The following is a 23,778-nucleotide window of genomic DNA, read 5'->3' as shown; positions in this document are numbered from 1 at the left end:
TCTCTGGGAACTTAGAACTCGCTTTGATCGAACGTCAATGGATCTGACCGAATGATCGAAACTGCCGCCGTTCGATCACGGTGCATTAAGGTCGGGGCCCAACCGGGCCACCACACCGCGAAGGGGATGCCGCCGTGCGTGAAAGTGCTGCTGAACGTCATGACCGACTGCTGGAGCTGGTGCGCGGGCGGGGGTCGGCGCGGGTCTCCGAGCTCGCCGGCCAGCTCGGGGTCTCGCCGGTGACCGTCCGGCGGGACGTGGAGTTGCTGGCCAACCAGGGCCGCCTGGACCGGGTGCACGGTTCGGTCTCCTGGCCCGGCGCCGGGAAGGGCGCCCCGCAGGCGGCCCAGCCCCGGGGCGAGGCGGCGCGCGAACTGGTCATCGGCATGCTCGCCCCCAATGCCACCTACTACTTCGCCGAGGTCATCCGGGGCGCGCACGAGGCGGCCGCGGCGGCCGGGGCCCGGCTGATCCTGCGGATCTCGGACTACCGGCCGCAGGAGGACGCGGGCCGGGCGGCCGGCCTGCTCGCGGCCGGAGCCGAGGGCCTCCTGATCGCGCCGGGCTGGAAGGAGCCGGACGACCCGGTCGAGCACGGCGCCTGGATCGCCGGCCTTCCGGTGCCCACCGTCCTCCTGGAGCGGCGCGGCGTGCCCGGCCGGGAGCTGGACGACCTGGACCGGGTCTGCTCCGACCACAGCCACGGCGTGCTCATCGCGCTGCGCCACCTGCTCGGGCTCGGCCATGCCACGCCCCTGCTCGTGGCCCGCGCGGACAGCCCCACCGCGATCGCGGTGCGCGCCGGATACCGGCACGCGCTCGACGCGCTCGGCCTCACCGCGCCGGTGCCCGTCATCGGCTCGGTGTCGGCGGAGGCGGACCCCGAAGGGTTCGAGCGGGCGGTGCGGGCGCTGCGCCGCGCGGTCGTGTCCGGGCAGGCCACGGCGGCGCTGGTGCACAACGACGTGGACGCCATCCGGATCGTGCAGCGCCTGGCCGAGCTGGGCGTACGGGTGCCCGACGACCTGGCGCTCGTGGCGTACGACGACGAGGTGGCGGCGCTCGCGGACATCCCGCTCACCGCGGTGGCCCCGCCCAAGCACGAGGTGGGGCGGCACGCGGCCGAGCTCCTGATCGAGCGGCTGCGCGGCACGGGCGGGCCCGGTCCGGCCGGGGGTGAGGAGTCGCCGCGCCGCCATGTCGACCTGCTGCCGAGGCTGCGGGTGCGGGCCTCCTGCGGAGCCCCGTCCGACACCCTCCGGGACCCGATGAGCGTTCAATCCTGAATAGGAGCGTTCACTCTTCCTCTGATCTTTTTTCGATCAATCGAACTTTCGCTCTTGACTTCGGTCAGCGCTGGGCCAAGGATCGCGGCCATCGCCTCGTCCCCTCACGTTCAGGAGCCGTTCCGTGAGCCGCAGTTGGACCAGATCGACCTCCGCCCTCGTCGCCGCCTCCACCGCTCTCGCCGTGCTCACGGCGTGCGGCGGCGGGGGCGACAAGACGAGCGACGCGGGCAAGGGCACCGCCGACAAGCCCGTCACCCTCACGTTCTGGGCCTGGCAGAAGGGCTCCAAGGACGTGGTGGACGCCTTCAACGCCTCCCACAAGAACATCCAGGTGAAGTTCGAGGAGATCCCCTCCGGCAACGCCGGCGGCTACGCCAAGATCTCCAACGCGGTGAAGGCGGGCAACGCCCCGGACCTCGTCACCGTCGAGTACCCGATGCTGCCGGAGTTCGTCAGCCAGGGCTCGCTCCAGGACATCAGCGAGTACGTCACCGACGACGTGAAGAAGCAGTTCCTGCCGCAGTCGATCCAGCAGACCACGCTCGGCGGCAAGAACTGGGCGATCCCCTTCGACGCGGCGCCCCAGGCGTACTACTACCGCAAGGACTTCTTCGAGAAGAACCACATCGAAGTCCCCAGGACCTGGGCCGAGTTCAAGGCAGCGGCACAGAAGGCCAAGGCCGCCGACCCCAAGGCGCACATCGGCACGTTCTTCCCCGACGACCCCACCACCTTCGAGGCGATGGCCTGGCAGGCCGGGGCCCAGTGGTTCAAGGCCGACGGCGACACCTGGAAGCTCAACACCGCCGACGCCGCCACCAACAAGGTCGCCGACTACTGGCAGGGCCTGATCGACGACAAGCTGGTGCAGAACGCGGTCTCCTTCAGCCCCGAGTGGACGGCCTCCCTCAAGGACGGCTCCACCGTCGGCTACCTCGGCGCCTCCTGGGGCGCGGGTGTCCTCAAGGGCACCGTGCCCGACCAGAGCGGCAAGTGGGCGGTGGCCCCGGTCCCCAGCTGGGACGGCAAGCCCGCCAGCGGCATGCTCGGCGGCTCCACCTGGGCCGTGACCAAGGGCAGCACCAAGACCGCGGCGGCCCTGGAGTTCGCCCGGTGGATGTCAACCACCGAGGACGGTGTCGGCGCCCGCATCAAGTCCGGTACGTCGAGCGCCTTCCCGGCGGACATCGCGCTGCGCCCGACCGCCAAGAAGGCCTTCGACGCGAGCTTCTACACCGGCCAGGACATCTACCGGCTCTTCGACGCCGCGGGCAGCTCGATCAACGCCAACTGGGGCTGGGGCCCGAGCATGGGCACCACCAACACCACGCTGAAGGACCAGCTCGGCAAGGTGGCCGGCGGCTCCGTGAAGATCACCGACGCGATCAGGGCCGCCCACGACGCCACCGTGACCGAGCTGAAGAAGCGCGGCCTGAAGGTCGAGGGCTGACCGCATGAGGACGAAGGGGCGCGCCGAGGGGCCGGCGGCGGGAGGCGCCGCGCACGTGCCATGCCCGGACACGGAAACCCCCCGCGCCCCGGCCACCCCCGGCCCCCCGGCCCACGCCACACCCCCGGGCACTCCGAGCACCCCGGCCCACGCCACCACCCCGGACACCCCGAGCACCGACACCACCCGCCGGGCGGCCCGCCGGGGCCGGGGACGTACGAACGCCGCCGCGGGGGTGCTCCTCGCCCCGTTCTTCGTCCTGTTCACCGCCGTGACGGTGGTGCCGATCGGGTACGCGCTCTGGCTGAGCCTGTTCACCGAGAAGCAGTCGGGGCTCGGCTTCGGGGGCGCCCGTTCCGTGTTCAGCGGGCTCGACAACTACACGGCGGCGCTGGGTGACCGAGCCTTTCGCGAGGGCTTCTGGGTGCTCGCCGGCTACTGCGTGGTCTACATCCCGCTGATGGTCGGTGGCGCCCTCGCGCTCGCGCTGCTGCTCGACTCGACGCTGGCCCGCGCCCGCCGCTTCTTCCAGCTCGCCCTGTTCCTGCCGCACGCCGTGCCCGGGATCATCGCCGCGCTGGTCTGGGTCTACCTCTACACCCCGGGCCTCAGCCCGGTCGTGAGGGCCATGAACTCCGGCGGCATCGGCTTCGACTTCTTCTCCTCCGGCGGCACGCTCCCCTCCGTCGTGAACATCGCGCTGTGGGAGTGGCTCGGCTACAACATGGTGATCTTCTACGCGGCGCTCCAGGCCATCGACCGCTCGGTCCTGGAGGCGGCCACCATGGACGGCGCGGGTGAGTGGCGCACCGCGTTCGGCATCAAACTCCCGCTGATCCGCGCCTCGTTGACGATGGTGGCGCTGTTCACCGTCATCGGCTCGCTCCAGCTCTTCACCGAACCCCTGATCCTCAATCAGGGCGGCAGTTCCACGGTCACCTCCACCTGGACGCCCAACATGTACGCCTACACCGCGGCCTTCAGCCGCAACGACTACGGTCTGGCCGCCGCCTCCGCCGTGCTCCTCGCCCTCGCGGCGGCCCTGCTCTCCTTCGTCGTCACCCGTCTCACCCAACGGAAGGGGGCCGCGGCATGACCTCCTTCACCACCGCCGGACCCCGGTGGCCCTCGCGCCGCTGGCTGTCCAGGACCGCGGTCAACGGCGCGCTCCTGCTGTCCGTCGTCTACACGCTCTTCCCCCTGGTGTGGCTGGTCACGGCCGCCACCAAGGACACCGGCGGTCTGCTGTCCGGCGAGGCGTTCTCGTTCAGGGGCTTCGACCTGGGCCACAACCTGTCGCAGCTGGCCTCGTACGGCGACGGCGTCTACTTCCGGTGGTACCTCAACTCCCTTGTGTACGCGGGTGGCGGCGCGGCCGTGTGCGCGCTGGTCAGCGTCGCCGCGGGGTACGCCTTCGACAAGTACGCCTTCCACGGCAAGGAGAAGCTGTTCGGCGTGGTGCTGCTGGGCGTGCTCGTGCCGACCACGGCGCTCGCCCTGCCCATGTATCTCCTGGCGAGCGAGGTCGGCCTGGTCAACACGTACTGGTCGGTCCTGATACCCGTTCTGGTCAATCCGTTCGGGGTGTATCTGTCCCGGGTGTTCAGCGCGAGCTACATCCCCGACGAGGCTCTGGAGGCCGCCCGTATCGACGGCGCGGGCGAGCTGCGCACCTTCTGGTCGATCGGTCTGCGCATGATGATGCCGGGCTTCGTGACCGTGTTCCTCTTCCAGTTCACCGCGATCTGGAACAACTTCTTCCTCCCCCTGGTCATGCTCAGCGACCAGAAGCTCTTCCCGCTGAGCCTCGGTCTGTACGCCTGGAACAGCAACACCCATGCCGAGCCGGGCTACTACCCTCTCGTCGTCACCGGCTCCCTCCTCGCCGTCATCCCCCTGATCGTCGCCTTCGTCTCCCTCCAACGGCACTGGAGGGCCGGGCTCGCCGCCGGCAGCGTCAAATGAGCGGCCCCCACATCCGGTTACCCCTGGCCAGCGCCTCGTGAGGAGCCCCAGTCCCACCATGCACCACACCACTGACAACCGGCCCGCTCTGCTGCTCGCGATGGGTCCCGGCATCGCGGAGCGCCTCCTCACCGAGCGCCACCGCACCCGGCTCGCCGCCCTCACCCGCACCGACCCGCACCTCGTCGCCCACGACCTCACGGCGCCCACCGGACCGGTCGCCGAGGCCCTGGCCGGCGCCGAGCTCCTGCTCACCTGCTGGGGCGCTCCCCCGCTCACCGAGCACGTCCTGGACGCCGCCCCCCGCCTGCGCGCGGTCGTCCACGCGGCGGGCTCCGTCAAGCACCATGTCACCAAAGCCTGTTGGGCCCGCGGCATCGCCGTGACCTCGGCCGCCGCCGCCAACGCGCTGCCGGTCGCCGAGTACACGCTGGCCGCGATCCTGTTCGCGGGCAAGGAAGTGCTGCGCTCGGCCCGGCACTACGCCGAGCTGCGTACCGCCCCCGAGTGGCTGAGCGAGACCGACCGCACCGGCAACTACCGGCGCACCGTCGGACTGGTCGGCGCGTCGCGCATCGGCCGGCGCGTGATCGAGCTGCTGCGCCCCTTCGACTTCGAGGTCCTGCTGTACGACCCGTATGTGAGCGGAACCGAAGCGGGGGCGCTGGGCGTTGAACCGGTATCCCTGGACGAGCTGTGCGCCCGCAGCAGCGTCGTCTCCGTCCACGCGCCCCAGCTGCCCGAGACCCACCACATGATCGGCGCGCGCCAACTGGCCCTGATGCCCACGGGAGCCACCCTGGTCAACACCGCGCGCGGCTCCCTGGTGGACGAGCCCGCCCTCCTCACCGAGCTCCTCACGGGCCGCCTCCACGCGGTCCTGGACGTGACGGACCCCGAACTCCCGCCTCAGGACAGCCCGTTGTACGCCCTCCCGAACGTCCTGCTGACCCCCCACATCGCGGGCTCCCTCGGCAACGAGCTGTACCGGATGGCGGATCAGGCACTGGACGAGGTGGAACGGTTCGTGTCGGGGGTGCCGTTCGCGGATCCGGTGCATCCGTTGTCGTTGGGGCGGTCGGCGTAGGCGCCGGTTCTGCACATGGGGCGGTTCAATGGCCCGGCCCGGCCCGCAGCACTTCCACGACCAGGGGCGCGGCCGCCGGTTCGAGGCACAGCACCGCGGGCAGGGCCGTGGTCCAGGCGCCGTGAAGGAGCGCCTGAGCCGCCAGGAGCCGGGCGCGAACCGGTGCGGACGCGACGGCGAGCGCAGCGCAGGCGCGGGCCGCGTACTCACCCGTCAGCCCGGCCGATGCCAGCAGCGCCTCCGCGCGGGCCGTGTCCCCGGCCGCCGCACAGGCCTCGATCAGTTCGGCGTAAGCCCTGGGCAATGTCTCGTGGAATCGGTGAGCGGTAGCCAGCTCCACCGCCCGGTCCCCCTGCCCCAGGGTCAGCAGGGTGGTGAGCACGACCGGCGAAACGCCCAGTCGCGGACCCGTTCCCGTCCCAAGGTCGACAAGCAGCGCTGCGGCCCCCTCGGCATCCCCCAACGCCAGCCGCACAGCGGCCAGTTCACCCACCCCTTGGCGCCCGGGATCGTCCGCCACCATCCCGGACAGTTCCCCGGCCAGCCGTCGGGCCTCATCGTCCCGCCCGGCCCCGGCAAGCTCCACGACGACGCCGGCGAGAGCCGACTCCCGGAGGCCTCGTGGGAGGGACGCGGCGCGCGCCCACGCGCCCTCGGTGTCGCCCCTCGCAGCGACCGCTCGGGCGATCCGGGCCATCACGGGCCGCTGCTCGGCGTCGAACAGGAGGGGACCGTCGTCGACGGACGCCTCGGCCGGGGCGACATCGGCGCCGAGCCCGTCCCTGAAGTACGCCTCGGCGCGCTCTATCTCGCCGGCGGCCGCGAGGGCGTCGGCGACCTCGCCGGTGATCTCGGTACGCGCCTGCGCTTCCGACGCCTCCTCGGACGCCACGTCCGCGTGGACCTGTTCGACGTCCGCGAGCACGGCCGTGGCCAGCGCGCCATGGCCGGCCCCCGCGAGCGCCCGCGCGGCCCGGCACAGCGTGCGCAGGCGCGTCATCGCGTCCGGTGCCGCGTGCATCCCGGTCTCGGTCTCGGTCAGCAGGGCCACGGCCGATGCTCGATCGCCGGACTTCGCCGCCGGGCGGGCCACCGCGATGAGCGCGTCGGCCCGGTTCTTCCAGTACGGCAGGGACCGGGCCAGGCCCGCGGCCCGGTCCCGGTCACCCGTCGCGGCCAGCGCCGCCACGACCCGTACCCGCACGGCGTGGCGCTTGTATCCGACGGCCACATCCTCCGCGAGCTCCAAGGCCCGGTCGACATGCCCCGCCGCCGTCAGCGCCGCGGCCACCTCCGCCAACGCGTCCCGGTCCCGATCCCGCCGCGCCACGGACTCGGCCCGGTCGAACTCACCCGCCTTGGCCAGGGCCACGGCCAGCGGCCCGCTCGCCCTGGCGCGGTCGAGCGGGCGGAGCCGCGCGATCACGTCCTCGGCCAGGCCGAACGCGCCGACCGCCGCGAGTTCCGTGGTGAACACCACCCACATCCTCGACTTGTCGAAGCCTCCGTGGCGCTCGGCGCCCCGCGCCACCTGCCACGCCCGGTCGAGATCACCGGCCCGGATGAGGGCCTTGAACATCGGTTCCGCCTCCAGTGCCGAGCGAGGCACGCGCCGGATCCGCTCGAAGAGGAGGTCGGCCTCCTCCTGTCGGCCCCGCTCGCGCAGCACGGCCGACACCTGCACCAGAGCCACCAGGAAGCCCGCGGGCTCGGCGTCGCACGCCGTCGAAAGCGCCTGGTCGACGCGGTCGGCCAGGGCCAGGTGCCGGGCGACCAGGCCGGTCGCCTCCGCTCCCGCCGGGTCCGGGGCGGCGGAGGCGATCTCCAGCGCGAGGGCGGTCTCATCGGCGTCCAGACAGGCCCGGACCACCGTGAGGGCGGGCGACCAGTGCCAGACGGCGGCCTCGTCGTTCCGTTCCACAAGGAGTCGCCGCGCCCGGCCCAGCTCCCCCAGTTCGGCATAGGTCTCCGCGAGCACGCCGAGCAGGAACTCCCACGCCGGCACCCGGTCGTCCCGTTCGACCACCACCGACTCGGCCTCCGCCAGCAACTCCAACACCTGCTCGCGGTCGCCCTGTTCGGCACGTACGCGGGCGATGTCGTTCAGCGCCCTGGCCCGCCGCCCCCGGTCCGGCAGGCCTCGGGCCAGGGCGAGGGCGTGCGCCACCTCGCCGACCGCTGCCCATGCGCCGGGCAGCCCGCCCGGAACGGCAGCCGCCCGCTCCAACAGGCGGTCCCGCCGCACCGCGACGCGCAGCATTTCCACCAGGGCGCGCTCTCCGCCGCGTTCCAGGTTCAGCTCCTCGACGGCGCGAATCTCCGCCAGCGCGTCGGCGTCACTGCCCGTGGTCGCCAGCATCCGGTCCTGGCGCGCCGCGTCGAGCGCGAGCTCGGCCATCCGCTCCAGGTCGCCTTCGGCCCGCAGCATCCGAAAGTACCCCCGTTGGAGGTACTGGGGCGCCCCGGCGCCCCACCCCCGACGCCGCCACTCCTCGGCCCACGCGGACAACCTGTCCCGGAACAGGGCGAGTCGACGATCTCCCAGCATGACGGCGGCGTGCTTCTGGAGCTCCTCGTGCGCCAGGAGGTAGGCCTCGACGCGCATACCGAACGTCCGCCCCGCCCGGGTCATCAGGACGTCGCGGACCCAGTACTCCCCCTCCCCGGTCAGCTCCGCGAGGTCCGGTGCGGTCAGGCCGCCGCCGGCCGCGACGACCAGGCCGAGCAGATCGCGTTCGAGACCGGGCGAGGCCAGCAGATGCTTCAACTCGGCTTCCATGGCGACCCTGTTGACCTGCGCCTCGGCCGAAGCCGAGAGCGGGCGCACGATCGAGGGGTCCCGCAGCGGATGCCCGTGGGGGACGTCCATGGGGATCGGCGGATTGGGACGGCCCGCGACGATCACCCGCATCCCGGCCTCCGAGCGCTCCGGAAGCAGGCTCGCGACGCTGTGCGCGTCGGGGCCGGTCGTGACGCCCCGGTCCTCGTCGAGGCCGTCGACCAGCAGGACCAGGCGTTCCCCGCGCGCCGCGCAGGCCCGCGCGGCGACCCCGTACAGGCGCAACAGATGGGCTTCGCGGGTGGCGGCCGTCAGATGTGCCGGAATGCCCTCGCCCGCCAGTTCCGCGAGTTGTTCCAGTACGACGTCGGCGTAGGCGACCACATCGTTCTGGGCACTGAGCCGCGCGGTGACGAAGAACGGGACGACGCGGACGCCGGCCGGTGGGCGCAGGGCGAAGCGGGCCATCAGCGCCGTCTTGCCCGCCCAGGCGTCCGCGCGCCACCAGGTGTACGCGGGTCCGGAGTCGGTCGTACAGAAGGCCGCGAGCTCCGCCAACTCGGCCTCACGGCCCACCAGTTCAGGAGGCGCGATCCGCCGCACCTGCTCCCAGTACGCCGAACGGACTGGGGACGCCGCGCCCTGGGTGACGTGGACCTCGTTGTGGTCCCCCACAACCGCCGCCCCCACCACATCCGTCACCGCGACCGGCCGCCGCCCCGCGTCCTCCCCCATGCGCCCATCATGCCAACGCCGAAGGCCCGGCACCCCCCGAAGGGGATGCCGGGCCTCGACTACCGGGTGGTGCCGCTGACGGGGTGCGTCAGTGGGAGTGGCCGTGACCGTGGCCGTGACCGGCGTCGGCCTCTTCCTCGGCCGGCTTCTCGACGACCAGGGTCTCGGTCGTGAGCAGCAGGGAGGCGATGGAGGCGGCGTTCTCCAGGGCGGAGCGGGTGACCTTGACCGGGTCGATGACGCCGGCCTTGACCAGGTCGCCGTACTCGCCGGTGGCGGCGTTGAAGCCGAAGCCCTTCTCGAGCTCGCTCACCTTGGCGGTGATGACGTAGCCCTCCAGGCCCGCGTTCTCGGCGATCCAGCGCAGCGGCTCGACGACGGCGCGGCGGACGACCGCGACACCGGTCGCCTCGTCGCCGGTCTTGTCGAGGTTGCCGTCCAGAACCTTGGCGGCGTGCACCAGGGCGGAGCCACCACCGGAGACGATGCCCTCCTCGACCGCGGCGCGGGTCGCGGAGATGGCGTCCTCCAGACGGTGCTTGCGCTCCTTGAGCTCGACCTCGGTGGCGGCGCCGACCTTGATCACGCACACGCCGCCGGCCAGCTTCGCGAGGCGCTCCTGGAGCTTCTCGCGGTCCCAGTCGGAGTCCGTGGACTCGATCTCGGCCTTGATCTGGTTGACGCGGCCCTCGACGTCGGCCTTGTTGCCACCGCCGTCGACGATCGTGGTGTCGTCCTTGGTGATGGTGACGCGGCGCGCGGTGCCGAGCACGTCGAGACCGGCCTGGTCCAGCTTGAGGCCGACCTCTTCGGCGATGACGGTCGCACCGGTGAGGGTGGCGATGTCCTGGAGCATGGCCTTGCGGCGGTCGCCGAAGCCCGGGGCCTTGACGGCCACGGCGTTGAACGTGCCGCGGATCTTGTTGACGACCAGGGTGGAGAGCGCCTCGCCCTCGACGTCCTCGGCGATGATCAGGAGCGGCTTGGAGGCGCCGGCCTGGATGACCTTCTCCAGGAGCGGCAGCAGGTCCTGGATCGAGGAGATCTTGCCCTGGTTGATCAGGATGTACGGGTCGTCGAGGACGGCCTCCATACGCTCCTGGTCGGTGACCATGTAGTGCGAGAGGTAGCCCTTGTCGAAGGCCATGCCCTCGGTGAACTCGAGCTCCACACCGAAGGTGTTGGACTCCTCGACGGTGATGACACCGTCCTTGCCGACCTTGTCCATGGCCTCGGCGATGAGCTCGCCGATCTGCTTGTCCTGGGCGGACAGCGCGGCGACGGCGGCGATGTCCGTCTTGTCCTCGATCGGACGGGCGGTCGCGAGAAGCTCGTCGGACACGGCCTTGACCGCGGCGTCGATGCCCTTCTTCAGGGCGGCCGGGGAGGCGCCGGCGGCGACGTTGCGCAGACCCTCGCGGACCAGCGCCTGGGCCAGGACGGTCGCGGTGGTGGTGCCGTCACCCGCGATGTCGTTGGTCTTGGTCGCCACCTCCTTGACGAGCTGGGCACCGAGGTTCTCGTACGGGTCGTCGAGCTCGACCTCGCGCGCGATGGTGACACCGTCGTTGGTGATGGTGGGGGCGCCGAACTTCTTGTCGATGACGACGTTGCGGCCCTTGGGGCCGATCGTCACCTTCACGGTGTCGGCAAGCTTGTTGACGCCGCGCTCAAGGGCGCGACGGGCGTCCTCGTCGAACTTCAGGATCTTCGCCATGGGAGCGGTTCAGCCCTCTCGAAAACTCGGGTTAATGACACTGCGCCCCTCGCCGCCCGGCAATCAGCGGGGTGACCAGGGGCGCAGCTCTCAAAGCGTTCGCTTCGAGCGTCGAAGTACTCGTGTACTCCGGTGAATTACTTCTCGATGATCGCGAGCACGTCGCGGGCCGAGAGGACGAGGTACTCCTCGCCGTTGTACTTCACCTCGGTGCCGCCGTACTTGCTGTACAGCACGATGTCGCCGGTCTTGACGTCGAGCGGCAGACGCTCGCCGTTCTCGAAGCGGCCCGGGCCCACGGCCAGGACGACGCCCTCCTGGGGCTTCTCCTTGGCGGTGTCCGGAATGACCAGGCCGGAGGCCGTGGTCTGCTCGGCGTCGAGCGGCTGGACCACAATGCGGTCCTCGAGCGGCTTGATGGCAACCTTGGAGCTGGTGGTCGTCACGTTCCGGTCTCCCCCTTCGGAGATCTCACGGGGTTAACTGTCTGGGGTGGCGACCAGGTGGATCCGTCGTCGCGGGTGCCGGACCTGCCCGTCGCTACTTGGCACTCTCCGGTGGGGAGTGCCAGAAGCGAGACTAGGACGGCGGTTAGCACTCGGTCAAGCGGAGTGCCAATCTGCCACCGTCGCGGCGGACCCCGCCGGGCACATCCGGCCGGTATGTGACCCTGGACGGCATGCGCATTCTGGTCGTCGAGGACGAAACGGGGCTCGCCGACTCACTGCGTCGGGGCATCTCCGCCGAGGGCCACTGGGTCGACCTCGCCCACGACGGCCACCGGGGCCTCGACCTCGCGCTCACCGGCGGATACGACGCGGTCGTGCTCGATCTGATGCTGCCGGGGCTCAGCGGATACGAGATCTGCCGGCGGATGCGGCGGCTCGGCGACGCGACCCCGGTGCTGATGCTGACCGCCAGGGACGGCGAGTACGACGAGGCCGACGGGCTCGACTCGGGGGCCGACGACTATCTGACCAAGCCGTTCTCGTTCGTCGTGCTGCTCGCCCGGCTGCGGGCCCTCGTCCGGCGGGCCGGCGCCGAGCGCCCGGGCCCGCTCCAGGCCGGCGACCTCACCCTGGACACCGGCGCCCGGCGCTGCCGGCGCGGCGAGCGCGAGATCGAGCTGACCGCCCGCGAACTGGCCGTCCTGGCCTGCCTGATGGCCGAGCCGGGCCGGGCCGTCGCCAAGCAGCACATCCTGGACGAGGTCTGGGACAGCGGCGCGGGGCCGGACGGCGGGATCGACCCGAACATCGTCGAGGTGTATGTCTCTTCGCTCAGAAAGAAGATCGATTCGCCGTTCGGCCGTCGATCGATCCTGACCGTGCACGGGGTCGGCTACCGGATGGCCCCCGATGGGGGCTGAGCCCCGGCTCTCCCGGACGGGACGGCTGCTGCCGAGGACCGTGCGCGGGAAGGTCGCCGCGGCCGCCGCGCTCGCGATGGCGCTCCTGCTGGCCGCGGGCGGGATCTGGCTCTATGTCGTGCTGCGCTCCAATCTGCTCGACAACACCACCGGCCGCACCGAACTGGCCGCCCGCAAGGTCGCCGCCCAGGTCGACGCCGGGACCGTACGCCCGCTGCTGCCTCCGCCGCAGGACGGCGTCGACCTCGTCGTGGTCCTGGACGAGGGGGGGCGGGCTCGTCGCCGCGAGCCAACAGACCGGCTCCGCGCGGGAGTTGGCGGGCCTGCGGCCGCCGCCGGGCCAGGACTCGGCCTCGCGGACCCTGACCGAGGGCGGTCACCACGAGGTCGCCGTGGTCGTACGCGCCCAGGTGCCGGGCGGCCCGGCCAGCTATGTGTACGGCACGACCGTCCTGAGCGACGTCGACGACGCCACCGGCGCCATCGGCTGGGCCCTGCTCGCCAGCGCCCCTCCGCTGATCGCGCTCGCGGCCGGCATCGCCTGGGCCGGCACCGGGCTCGCGCTGCGCCCGGTGACCTCGATCCGTACCGAACTCGCCGAGGTCGGCTCCAGCGCGCTCGACCGGCGGGTGCCCGACCCCGGCGGTGCCGACGAGGTCGCCCTGCTCGCCCGGACCGTGAACGCCACCCTCGACCGGCTGGAACAGGCCCACGTCCGTCAGCGCGAGTTCGTCGCGGACGCCTCGCACGAGTTGCGCAACCCGATCGCCGCGGTCCGCTCCCGGCTCGAAGTCGCCCTCGCCGCACCGGACCCGGCGTCGGTGCGGGCCGCGCTCGACGACACCGAGCGGCTCCAGCGGATCGCCGCCGACCTGCTGCTCCTGGCCCGCCTCGACGCCCATCCGCAGCCCGTGTCCGAGCCGATCGACCTGACTCTGCTGGCGGCCGAGGACGCCGCCCGCAGGCGGACCGCCCGGGTCCCGGTCGAGCTCGTCGCGGACGCGCCCGTGCCGGTGCGCGGCGACCCCGCGCAGGTGGAGCGGATGCTGGCCAACCTGGTCGACAACGCGGTGCGCCACGCCCGTACCGGAGTACGGGTGCGGGCCGCCCGGGAGGGGAACGAGGCGGTGCTCGACGTCGTCGACGACGGTCCCGGCGTCCCGGCCGCCGACCGGTCCCGGATCTTCGAGCGCTTCGTACGCCTGGACGCCGCCCGCACCCGCCAGAGCGGCGGCACCGGCCTCGGCCTGGCGATCGCGCGGGAGATCGCACGGGCCCACGGCGGCGACCTGACGGCCGGGCCGGGCCCGGGCGCCCGCTTCAGGGTGCGGCTGCCGGGACGGTTCTGAGGCGAGCGAACACCGGGCGGGAAACCGGCCCGGGGAAACCGGCCCGGGGAAACCGGTCCGGGGAAACCGGTCCGGGGAAACCGTCCCCGGACGCGGCCCGCGCCGAGGCGGTTCCTGAAGGGGGCTTCAGGACTCTCAGGTTTCCTTCAGCGCCGGGGCCCCAGCATCGGTCGGCGTGAGCCACCGTCGCATGAGCCGCAGCCCGATCACCCACCGTCGCGAGAAGCGCTGGAGCGCGAGGCGCCTGGTGCGCACCCTCGCCGCGTGCGCCGTCGTCCTGGTGCTGTGCGCCCTGGCCGGCGGCTGGTACCTGTACCGCGATCTGTCCGGAAGCATCGGCACCTCGCGGGCGCTCGCGGACGGCGCGCCCACGTCCGTGGGCGGGGACACCAACATCCTGTTGATGGGTCTGGACAGCCGCAAGGACCAGAACGGCGACGACCTGCCGCCCGAGGTCCTCGACAAGCTGCACGCGGGCAGTTCCGACATCGGCGGCTACAACACCAACACCCTGATCCTGCTGCACGTCCCGGCCGACGGTGGCAGGGCCAGGGCGTTCTCCGTGCCCCGCGACGACCTGGTCGACATCGCGGGCCACGGCCAGGACAAGATCAAGAAGGCGTACGGTCTGGAGAAGGCCCGTACCGAGGAGAAGCTGGCTGCCCAGGGCGTCACCGACCGGCGGAAGCTGGAGACGGCGGGCCGCGAGGCGGGGCGCCGGGCCGAGATCCAGACGGTACGCGCCTTCCTCGGGGTGCCCATCGACCACTTCGCCGAGGTCAACCTGGCCGGTTTCTACCACCTGGCCGACGCTCTGGACGGTGTGACGGTCTGCCTGAAGAAGCCGGTCAAGGACCGGTACTCGGGCGCCGACTTCCCGGCCGGGAAGCAGACCCTGAACGGTCAGCAGTCGCTGGCGTTCGTGCGCCAGCGGCACGGTCTGGCCGGCGGCGATCTGGACCGCACCCGGCGTCAGCAGGCCTTCCTCGCCTCGGCGACGCACAAGCTCGACTCGGTGGGCACCTTCACCGACCCGGTCCGCCTGCTGCATCTGCTGAACACGGCCAAACAGGACCTCGTCACCGATCAGGGCTGGGACCTCCTGTCCTTCCTCAAGCAGGCCAAGAACCTGTCGGGAGGGAACGTGGAGTTCACGACGCTGCCCATCGAGCGGTTCGCCGAACACCGCGGCGAGGACGTCAACATCGTCGACCCGGCGAAGATCAAGCGGATCGTCGCCGACGCCATCCATCCCGTGCGCTCCACCCCGCCCGCGGTGCCCGCCGGGCCCGGCGCCACCCCCGACCCGAAGCCGGCACCGGAGAAACCGTCGGCCCCGGTCCTGGACGGCGGCGGCATCCCGTGCGTGGACTGATCCGGGCGGGCGGGACGGGGCGCGTCGCGATCCGGCGGCGGCGCGGCGCGCGGAGGCCCTGCTCCTGACGCTCGTCGTCGCGGTGACCGTTTTCGGCCATGCGGCGGCCTCGATGGCCATGACGGGTCAACTCCGCTCTCCCACCTATGAGTTCGCGGCCCTGTTCGGCCTCGGCAGCGGTCGCCGCCCGGAGCCGCCCCTCCCCACGCGCCCCGGCCCCGCGGGACCGCTCGCGCAGTTCCCCGCGCCCCTGACCCCTCTCGATCCTGCGGACCGTGGTCGCTTCTCGCGCAGTTCCCCGCGCCCCTCGAACCCCGTTTTCGCCTGCGGACCGTGGTCGCTTCTCGCGCAGTTCCCCGCGCCCCTAACCCCTCTCGATCGTGCGGACCGTGCCCGCTTCTCGCGCAGTTCCCCGCGCCCCTCGAACCCCGTTTTCGCCTGCGGACCGTGGTCGCTTCTCGCGCAGTTCCCCGCGCCCCTAACCCCTCTCGATCCTGCGGACCGTGGTCGCTTCTCGCGCAGTTCCCCGCGCCCCTAACTACTCGGTGCTGGTCCGCATCGGGCAACCTCAGCCCGTCCGGCGATTGAGGACGAGCGCCCTTAAGGCGCGATACGGGGTCTGGGGCGGAGCCCCAGAGGGGTGTGCCCGGGCGCGTTCAGAGGTGGTCCTCCAGGTGGCCCACCGCGAAGCCCTGGGCGCGGACCTGTTCCAGGAGGCGCACCGCCAGCCGCGCCGCACCGTCGCCGGGCGCGGGCAGCGGGGCCCGCACGATGTCCCCGGGCCGCAGCCCACAGGCACCCCCGGCGTAGCGCAGACCATCGGGCGTCATGGTGGCGCGGGCCAGCACGACCGCGGTGATCCCGCACTCCTTGGCAGCCCGCAGGGTGGTCGCGTCGTAAGCACCGTAGGGCGGTCTCAGCAACCGTGGACGGACTTCGCCCGCCCGGGTGGCGAGCCGGCCCCGGCGGCCGCAGATCTCGGCCCGCTGCCCGGCGTGGTCCAGGGTGCGCAGGTCGCGGAGGTGCGGGGCGTGGTCGTGCACCCCGGCGCCGAGCGCGCGCAGCGCCTCGACGCGGTCCCGGCCGGGCGGAGCCGCCGTATCGGGGCCGGCCCCGGCCTCGCCCTCCGTGTCGGCCGCCGCATCGGTGGGGAACAGCGTCACCGGCAGCGCGAGGTCGCGCACCAGCCGTACGAAACCGGGGTCGACGCCCGGTCCGCCGTCGAAGGTCAGGAAGACCACCTTCGCCCGCATCGGCACGTGGTCGATGACATAGGGCAGCTCCGGTCCCTGCCCGGCGGCGGGGCGCGGCGCGACCGTCAGCGGGCCGCCCAGGCCCCAGTGCCGGGCGGCGGCCGCCCGCGCGTCCGGCCCGACGCGGGGCACACCCCGCTGGGCGGCCTTGCGTCCGAGCCGCTGGAACGGGCCCACCGGAGCGGCCTGTTCCGTACATCCGGCGAGTGGGCCGAGCAGCGCACCGGCGGCGAGCAGTCCGGCCAGGGCGGCCCGGAACCGGTGCGCGCGCCTCACCTCGGCTCCCCGGCCCCGGTCACACGTAGTCCTCCAGACGGGCCACGGCGTACCCCTTGTCGGTGATCACCTTCATCACCTGGCGGACCATGTCGGGCATGGTCCCGTTCCAGTCCTCGCGTCCCCGGAAGTGGCTGAGGATGATGTCGCCGGGGTGCAGGTCGCGGTCCCACTCGCGCCATTCCATGTGGTCGGTGAAGGCTTCCTCCGCCCACAGCGGCGCGGCCTTGATGCCGCAGGACTGGGCGGCCTTGAGGGTGTCCTCGTTGTAGTTCCCGTACGGCGGCCGGAACAGCCGGGGCCGCTTGCCCGCCCACTGGCCGATCTTGTCCTGCTGGTCGCAGATCTCGTGCCGCTGCTCGTCGTAGGAGAGCCCGGGCAGATAGCGGTGGTTGAGGGTGTGGTTGTTGAGCGTGACCCCGAGGCCCTGCATCTTCCTGAAGTACTCGTGGTCGTTCTTGACCAGGTAGTCGCTGAGGAACGCGCTGTAAGGGATGCGGAGTTCCTGCATCATCTTCAGGAACGTGGGGTCCTTCTCGGCGCCGTCGTCGATCGTCAGGAAGACGATCTTGTCCTTAGTGGGGACGGTGGTGAAGACGGGCGGCAGCGAGTCACCGCCGTCCGTCTCGAACCCGGCGCGATTGGTGATCTTCGGCTTGACGGCGGGCACCGGGGGCGCGAGCAGGGGCGGCTTGGCGAGCCCCCACTTCTTGACGGCCGCGAGCCGGGCGGCCTCGGTGTGCTGGAGCTGCTCGGAGTAGTCGGCGAGAGCGCCGGCCGGGCCCTTCTTGGCGGCCTGCGCGCCGTGGTGTCCCGTCCCGGCGTCCTCGGCCGCGCAGCCGGAGGCGAGCAGGGCGGCCACGAGCCCGAGGGCACCACAGAGGACCTTTGCCCGAGATTTTCCCTTTTGTCGTACTAGTTGCATGGCGCCGCATCCTGTCAGGTGCCGGGCCCCCCGCCCGTACGACACCGCCGCGAGCGCCCCACCATCGCCCGGCTGGCCCACAGCGATGCGGCGGCTGGACGACAATGGCGGGGTGAACGACCTCGACACCTTCTCCCTCCTGCTGACCGACGAGGGCCGCGCCCTGCTCGCATCCCTGCGGGACCACGACCCGTCGCAGGAGCTGGCGGTCGCCACCCGGCTGCGCCGCGAGCACGACGCGGACCTGGTGTCGGCGGCGCTCGGGCAGGCCCGGCTGCGGCAGCGGGCGGTGGCGAAGTTCGGCGCGGCCGACGCCCACCGGATGTACTTCACGCCCAACGGCGTCGAGCAGTCGACCCGCGCCTCGGTCGCCACCCACCGCGCCCGCGCCTTCGCCGCACGCGGCGTACGCTCCGTCGCCGACCTGTGCTGCGGCATCGGCGGCGACGCGCTGGCCCTCGCCCGGGCCGGGATCCACGTCCTCGCCGTCGACCGCGACCCGCTGACGGCGGCGGTGGCCCGCGCCAACGCGGCGGCGCTGGGTCTCGCGGACCTGATCGAGGTGCGCTGCGCCGACGTGACCGACATCGACACGAGCCCCTACGACGCGGTCTTCGTGGACCCCGCGCGGCGCGGCGGCCGGGGCCGCATTTTCGACCCGGAGGCCTACTCGCCGCCGCTCTCGTGGGCCGTCTCGGCGGCTCTGGCGGCCCCCTTCGCCGCGTTGAAGATCGCTCCCGGCATCCCCCACGAGGCGATCCCGCCGCAGGCCGAGGCGGAGTGGATCTCGGACGGGGGCGACGTGAAGGAAGCGGTGCTCTGGTTCGGCACCGGAGTCACCCCGGGCGCGGTCCGCGCCACCCTGCTGCCGTCCTCCGCCGCCCTGTGGACGGCGGCCCCGCTCGCGGCGCCGCCGGTCGGCCCGGTCGGCCGCTATCTGTACGAGCCGGACGGTGCGGTCATCCGGGCGCATCTGGTGGCCGAGATCGTCGAGCGGTGCGGGGGTCGTCTGATCGACGAGACGATCGCGTACGTCACCAGTGACGAGCCGTACGCGTCCCCGTACACCTCGGCGTACGAGATCACCGACCAACTCCCGTTCAACCTCAAGAAGTTGAAGGCGGTGCTGCGGGAGCGGGAGGTGGGGGTGCTGACGGTCAAGAAGCGGGGGTCGGCGGTGGAGCCGGAGGAGATTCGGCGGCGGGTGAAGTTGCGGGGGCCGCATGCGGCGACGGTCTTCCTGACCCGCGTCGCCGGCGCCCCCACGATGCTGATCGGCACCCCCCTCCCCCCACCCGCGGCTCCGCCCCGCCCCTGAAGACCCGGGGCCACTATGCCCACCCACCCGCCCGTGCAGCGGGTTGGAAGGTTCCGGCCCCTCCTGGGGCTCCGCCCCAAACCCCAGGCACCTCGCCCACCCACCCGCCCGTGCACCGGGGTTGAATGGTTCCGGCACCCTGGGGCTCCGCCCCAAACCCCAGGCACCTCGCCCACCCACCCACCCGTGCAGCGGGGTTGAATGGTTCCGGCCCCCTGGGGCTCCGCCCCAGACCCCAGGCACCTCGCCCCCCCCACCCACCCGTGTAGCGGGTTGGATGGTTCGGGCCTTCCTGGGGCTCCGCCCCAGACCCCGTATCGCGCCTGAACGGCGCTCGTCCTCAAACGCCGGACGGGCTGAAATGCCCGATGCGGGCCAGCACCAGCACTGCCAGGGGCGCGGGGAACTGCGCGAGAAGCGACCACGGCCCGCAGACCGAAGAGGGTTTCAGGGGCGCGGGGAACTGCGCGACCAGCCCCCTGCGACCCGCAGACGAAGACGAGCCTTGGGGGCGCGGGGAACTGCGCAGAAGAGCGACCCCGGCCCGCAGGCCGAAAGGGAGTTGGGGGCGCGGGGAACCGCGGAGGGGGCGCCCCGGGGTCAGGCGAGGTCGGTCAGTTCGTCCGCGTAGACGTGGGACAACGGCTGAGGCCCCACATACTGCTGACAGTTGCACCGCCCGGATTCAAACCGCAGCGGCTTCTTGCCCTCGTCCCACGCAACCGGAACCTCAACCCGCTCATGACACTTGCCCGCCTTGTCATGCTTGGCCAAGTGGTGCGTGCACCCGCACACCGGCTCCGGCGGCCGCTGCGCGGCCTCCAGGGCGAGCCGTTCCTGCTTGGCCGCCTCCAGCCGCTCCATCTTCCGCTCGTGCCGCGTCCGCAGCGCCGTCCGGGCGTTGTCGATCGCCCAGCCGAACCCGCCCATCCAGAAAACGATCAGAATCCACCAGTACCAGGCCATGGCGGCCGTCCTTCCCCCGAGATGTGTCACCGCGTCGCGCGGCGCCAGGCTCAGGATAGGCCGGGGGTCAGCGGGGTGGACCGAAGGCGAGGGACCGCTGGACCCAACGCCGGTACGCGGTCGCCTTCATGACCCCGATGAGCCCGGTCAGCCAGCAGATCAGGCCGAGGCCCATGCCGTACGCGACGAGCGCGTAGGTGTCGTGACCGGGGACGGCGGTCGCCGGCAGCACCAGGCAGACGCCGAGCCCGCCCGCGCACAGCAGCACCGAGGGCACCAGCCACGCCAGGCTCAGTCCGGGTCTGCGCAGATTGCGGTCGAGTACGGGGTCGCGGTCCAACTCGGCCCACTGGTACAGGAGTTGGCGTATCCGGCGGTCCTTGCGCAGCCCGAATCCGACGGCCAGGCCGGTGGGGATCATCACGCCGAGGCCGAGCAGCAGGAACACCCCGCCGACGATCGCGGTGAGGACGTCGGTCAGCGAGGTGAGCGCCGTGCCGACCAGCGACCAGCCGAGCGCGAACAGCGCCGCCCACAGCCAGAGCAAACCGAGCCGGCCGGCCCCCAAGTACCCCCTGACCAGCGCTTCGAGAACCTGCGCCCGGTCCGCGAGCAGCGCGTTGCGGTCGGGCCAGGAACGTATCGCGACGGGTGGCGGCGACGGCGGGAGCAGCGAGCGGGACGACATGCGCCCGAGATTATCGGGGCCTCCCGCCGGCCTGGAGACCCCCCTGCGTCATGTTCACAACAGGTGGCCGGTTCGCCACCGCTCCCCCGCCTCAGTCCCCATGGCGTGCCCGTCAACTGGCCCGCCACGACGGCGACTTGGGGGCCGGTCCCGGCGTCCCGCAGGACTACGCGTCCCGCGGGTCTACGCGTCCCGCAGGACGTCGACGTCAAGCTTCTTCATGTCCATGACCGCCGCCATGACCCGGTCGGCCTTGTCCCCGTCGCCGGTGAGCAACTCGGGCAGTTCGGCCGGGACTACCTGCCACGACAGGCCGTACTTGTCCTTCAGCCAGCCGCACGGACCCTCTTCGCCGCCCTCGCTGAGCAGCGTCCAGAACCGGTCGATCTCCGCCTGGTCGGCGCAGCCCACCGAGAGGGAGATCGCCTCGGTGAAGGTGAACTGGGGGCCGCCGTTGAGGGCGGTGAAGCGCTGCCCGGCGAGCTCGAACTCGACCGTCATCACCGATCCGGTCTCCCCGGGCGCCGACGCCGCGTAGTGCGTGACGGCCACGACGCGCGAATCCCCGCCGAAGATGGAGACGTAGTGCTCGGCGGCCTCCTCGGCCTGGTCGTCGAACCAGAGGAAGGTGGTGATCTTCTGGGTGATCTGCGCGGACATGGTCGGCCTCCTTGCCGTTGCCTGACCCCGTGCGGGCGGCATCACGAGGTGGACCCGACCCGCGCCCGAAACTCATCGGCGGCACGGCCCCGAACGCCGATTCCCTTAGGCCCCGCCGTTTCAGCACAGCATCGCCGGGGCCGGGCGGCAACATTTCCGACGGCCGCGGCCGGCCCCCCGCGGTTCGCCCCCGGGGTTCAGGAGCCGGTGAGCACGACGAGCCGCTGGGTCGCCCTGGTCATCGCGACATAGCGGTCCACCGCCCCCTCGATGCCCTCGCCGAACCGCTCCGGCTCGACAAGGACGACGAGGTCGAATTCGAGGCCCTTCGACAGCTCCGGCGTGAGCGAGCGGACCCGGGACGTGGCCCGGAACCCGGGGTCGCCGATCACGCAGGCGATCCCGTCGTCGTGCTCGGCGAGCCAGGTCTCCAGGATCGAGTCCAGCTCGTCGACGGTGCCGTGTCCGACGGGGACGCCTCCGCTGCGGATGGACGTCGGTACGTTGGCGTCCGGCAGCGCGGCCCGGATGACCGGCTCGGCCTCCGCCATGACCTCTTGTGGCGTGCGGTAGTTGACGCCGAGGGAGGCCACCTCGATCCGGTCGAGCCCGATCCGCTCCAGCCGTTCGCGCCACGACTCGGTGAAGCCGTGCCGGGCCTGGGCCCGGTCGCCCACGATGGTGAAGCTCCGGGAGGGGCAGCGCAGGAGCAGCATCTGCCACTCGGCGTCGGTGAGTTCCTGGGCCTCGTCCACGACGATGTGCGCGAACGGGCCGGCCAGCAGGTCCGGTTCGGCGGCGGGCAGGGCGCTGTCGTCGATCAGGGCGTCCTGGAGGTCCTTTCCGCGCAGCATCCTCAGGGCGCCCTCGCTCTCGTCACCGGCCGAGTTGAAGTTGGAGGCCGAGATGATCTCGTCGATGACGCCGGACATCCGGGCACGCTCGGCGGCGACGACCGCCTCGTGCCGTCGCCTGCGCCGCTCCACCTCGGGGTCGCCGAGCCGCTGGCGGGCCGCGTCCAGGAGCGGCAGGTCGGACACCGTCCAGGCCGCCGGATCCGCGCGCCGCAGGCTGCGCAGGTCGTCGGGGCCGAGCCAGGGCGCGCACATCCGCAGATAGGCGGGCACCGACCACAGGTCGCCGACGACATCGGCCGCTTCGAGCAGCGGCCACGCGCTGTGCAGGGCGTCGACCAGTTCGCGGTCCTGGCGCAGCGCCGACCGGAACTCCTCCGGCGTCACCTCCTCGCCGTCGTGCTTGTCGTGGAGGATCGTGACCAGCGCCTCCCAGACCAGTTCGCGCCCCTCGTTGTGCGGGGTGCCGGGTCCCGGCGCGTCGAAGGCCTCGGCCCAGTCCTCGGCGGTCAGCTGGATGTCGGACCAGGGGGTGGAGACGGTCATCGCGCCGGTGGGCGGCTCCTCGTAGAAGGCGACGGCCTTCTCGATCGCCCCGACCATCTCGACGGACGACTTGAGGCGGGCCACCCGCGGATCGCTCTCCCGCGTGGCCGACGCGCCCTCGGTGACGAGGTCCCGCAGCACACAGGTCTGTACGCCCTCCTCGCCGAGGCTGGGCAGCACGTCGGCGACGTAATCCAGGTAGGGGCGGTGCGGGCCGACGAACAGGACGCCGCCGCGCCGGTGGCCCAGGCGCGGGTCGGAGTACAGCAGATAGGCGGACCGGTGCAGGGCGACGACGGTCTTGCCCGTGCCGGGCCCGCCGTCGACGACGAGGGCGCCGCGCGACCCGGCGCGGATGATGGCGTCCTGGTCCGCCTGGATGGTGGACAGGACGTCGCGCATCCGGGCCGAGCGGTTGGTGCCCAGGCTCGCGATGAACGCGGACTGGTCGTCGAGGGCGGCATGCCCTTCGAGCCCGTCCGCGCTGAACACCTCGTCCCAGTAGTCGCTGATCCGGCCGCGGGTCCAGCGGTAGCGGCGACGGCTCGCCAGGCCCATCGGGTCGGCGTGGGTCGCCGCGAAGAACGGCTCGGCCGCGGGCGAGCGCCAGTCGATCAGGAGCCGGCGGCCCTCGCGGTCGGTGAGGCCGAGGCGGCCGATGTAGAGGGGCTCGGGGTCGTCGGCGGCGACGATGCGCCCGAGGCAGAGATCGAGGCCGAAGCGGCTCAGGGCGCGCAGCCGGCCGGTCGCCTGGTGGACTTCGACGTCCCGGTCCATGGCCGCCCGGCCGATGCCGCCGGGTGCCCGGCGCAGTTCGGCGAGGTGGTCGGAGAGTTCGGCGATCGTCTCGTCGAGGGTGCGGGCGACGGCCGCGAAGTGCCGCTCGTCGCCCCCGATCAGCGCGGGGTCGGCCTTGGCGGCGAGACGGTCGGGCAGGTCGAACGCGACGGCGGTACTGGATTCTGAAACCGACGACGGCACACGCACACGCACTTCGTGAATCTCCCATTTCCGCAGGTACTGGCCCGAGGCGAGTGATTCTGCGGTACGACGGGGGCCTTGCCGCAAGCCCCCCTGTGCGCTATATCTTGATAGTGGCGAGGAGAGTACGTACTCCTTGCCTTCTTCTTTTTTCCGGCCCCGTGCGGTCGGCCGCGGACCGTGCTCGCTTCTCGCG

At 72.1% G+C, this 23,778-nt stretch carries 18 protein-coding genes; 9 read left to right on the top strand and 9 right to left on the bottom strand.

All coding sequences use genetic code 11. From position 1 onward, the window contains the following. Positions 1–134 precede the first annotated feature (134 nt). From N4G70_RS10685 to N4G70_RS10665, 5 genes are all read left to right on the top strand, one after another. Positions 135–1,286: a substrate-binding domain-containing protein gene (locus tag N4G70_RS10685; RefSeq protein WP_261712312.1), complete on the top strand. Its 1,152-nt coding sequence runs from the start codon at positions 135–137 to the stop codon at positions 1,284–1,286. Positions 1,287–1,410: 124 nt separating this feature from the next. Further along, on the top strand, positions 1,411–2,739 hold the full coding sequence (locus N4G70_RS10680; protein WP_261712311.1) for an ABC transporter substrate-binding protein: 1,329 nt from the start codon (positions 1,411–1,413) through the stop codon (positions 2,737–2,739). A 4-nt stretch (positions 2,740–2,743) separates the two neighbouring features. Further along, complete coding sequence (locus N4G70_RS10675) at positions 2,744–3,835, top strand: carbohydrate ABC transporter permease (RefSeq protein WP_261712310.1); 1,092 nt, start codon at positions 2,744–2,746, stop codon at positions 3,833–3,835. Beyond that, positions 3,832–4,704 carry a carbohydrate ABC transporter permease gene (locus N4G70_RS10670; protein WP_261712309.1) on the top strand — a complete coding sequence of 291 codons (873 nt, stop codon included), beginning with the start codon at positions 3,832–3,834 and terminating at the stop codon, positions 4,702–4,704. The genes N4G70_RS10675 and N4G70_RS10670 overlap by 4 nt, the downstream gene beginning before the upstream one ends. A gap of 58 nt (positions 4,705–4,762) precedes the next feature. Then, entirely contained in the window at positions 4,763–5,791 is a 1,029-nt protein-coding gene (locus N4G70_RS10665; RefSeq protein ID WP_261712308.1) for a hydroxyacid dehydrogenase, read from the top strand. A gap of 25 nt (positions 5,792–5,816) precedes the next feature. Here N4G70_RS10665 and N4G70_RS10660 read toward each other — a convergent pair whose 3' ends face one another. The 3 genes from N4G70_RS10660 to groES form a co-directional block, all read right to left on the bottom strand. Further along, the gene (locus N4G70_RS10660; protein ID WP_261712307.1) at positions 5,817–9,305 is read right to left on the bottom strand and encodes a hypothetical protein; all 3,489 of its coding nucleotides are present in this window, start codon (positions 9,303–9,305) and stop codon (positions 5,817–5,819) included. Positions 9,306–9,393: 88 nt separating this feature from the next. After that, on the bottom strand, positions 9,394–11,022 hold the full coding sequence (gene groL / locus N4G70_RS10655) for a chaperonin GroEL (protein ID WP_261712306.1): 1,629 nt from the start codon (positions 11,020–11,022) through the stop codon (positions 9,394–9,396). A 137-nt stretch (positions 11,023–11,159) separates the two neighbouring features. Beyond that, positions 11,160–11,468 (bottom strand): co-chaperone GroES, encoded by a 309-nt coding sequence (gene groES / locus N4G70_RS10650; RefSeq protein ID WP_003998759.1) that lies wholly within the window; start codon positions 11,466–11,468, stop codon positions 11,160–11,162. Positions 11,469–11,701: 233 nt separating this feature from the next. Between groES and N4G70_RS10645 the strand changes: the two genes are divergently transcribed. From N4G70_RS10645 to N4G70_RS10635, 3 genes are all read left to right on the top strand, one after another. Then, positions 11,702–12,391: a response regulator transcription factor gene (locus N4G70_RS10645; RefSeq protein WP_261712305.1), complete on the top strand. Its 690-nt coding sequence runs from the start codon at positions 11,702–11,704 to the stop codon at positions 12,389–12,391. 314 nt (positions 12,392–12,705) lie between these two features. After that, positions 12,706–13,740 carry a cell wall metabolism sensor histidine kinase WalK gene (locus tag N4G70_RS10640; RefSeq protein ID WP_261712304.1) on the top strand — a complete coding sequence of 345 codons (1,035 nt, stop codon included), beginning with the start codon at positions 12,706–12,708 and terminating at the stop codon, positions 13,738–13,740. 190 nt (positions 13,741–13,930) lie between these two features. After that, entirely contained in the window at positions 13,931–15,115 is a 1,185-nt protein-coding gene (locus N4G70_RS10635; RefSeq protein ID WP_261712303.1) for an LCP family protein, read from the top strand. 656 nt (positions 15,116–15,771) lie between these two features. Here the strand turns inward: N4G70_RS10635 and N4G70_RS10630 are convergent. Continuing rightward, entirely contained in the window at positions 15,772–16,644 is an 873-nt protein-coding gene (locus N4G70_RS10630; protein WP_261712302.1) for a polysaccharide deacetylase family protein, read from the bottom strand. Positions 16,645–16,663: 19 nt separating this feature from the next. After that, positions 16,664–17,569 carry a polysaccharide deacetylase family protein gene (locus tag N4G70_RS10625; RefSeq protein ID WP_261712301.1) on the bottom strand — a complete coding sequence of 302 codons (906 nt, stop codon included), beginning with the start codon at positions 17,567–17,569 and terminating at the stop codon, positions 16,664–16,666. Positions 17,570–17,654: 85 nt separating this feature from the next. On the opposite strand from N4G70_RS10625, the gene N4G70_RS10620 reads away from it, so the two are divergent. After that, positions 17,655–18,887 carry a class I SAM-dependent methyltransferase gene (locus N4G70_RS10620; protein WP_261712300.1) on the top strand — a complete coding sequence of 411 codons (1,233 nt, stop codon included), beginning with the start codon at positions 17,655–17,657 and terminating at the stop codon, positions 18,885–18,887. A gap of 600 nt (positions 18,888–19,487) precedes the next feature. Here the strand turns inward: N4G70_RS10620 and N4G70_RS10615 are convergent. The 4 genes from N4G70_RS10615 to helR form a co-directional block, all read right to left on the bottom strand. After that, positions 19,488–19,853, bottom strand: coding sequence for a hypothetical protein (locus N4G70_RS10615; protein ID WP_261712299.1), 366 nt, complete (start codon positions 19,851–19,853; stop codon positions 19,488–19,490). A 67-nt stretch (positions 19,854–19,920) separates the two neighbouring features. Further along, positions 19,921–20,541: a hypothetical protein gene (locus N4G70_RS10610; protein ID WP_261712298.1), complete on the bottom strand. Its 621-nt coding sequence runs from the start codon at positions 20,539–20,541 to the stop codon at positions 19,921–19,923. A gap of 183 nt (positions 20,542–20,724) precedes the next feature. Then, the gene (locus N4G70_RS10605; RefSeq protein ID WP_261712297.1) at positions 20,725–21,201 is read right to left on the bottom strand and encodes a VOC family protein; all 477 of its coding nucleotides are present in this window, start codon (positions 21,199–21,201) and stop codon (positions 20,725–20,727) included. Positions 21,202–21,398: 197 nt separating this feature from the next. After that, positions 21,399–23,594, bottom strand: coding sequence for an RNA polymerase recycling motor ATPase HelR (helR, locus tag N4G70_RS10600; RefSeq protein WP_261712296.1), 2,196 nt, complete (start codon positions 23,592–23,594; stop codon positions 21,399–21,401). Positions 23,595–23,778 lie beyond the last annotated feature (184 nt).

It is taken from the genome of Streptomyces sp. ASQP_92, assembly GCF_025399895.1.
Classification (GTDB): domain Bacteria; phylum Actinomycetota; class Actinomycetes; order Streptomycetales; family Streptomycetaceae; genus Streptomyces.
The sequence above is the reverse complement of the archived record's forward strand: the minus strand, read 5'-3'. Positions and strand labels throughout refer to the sequence as shown.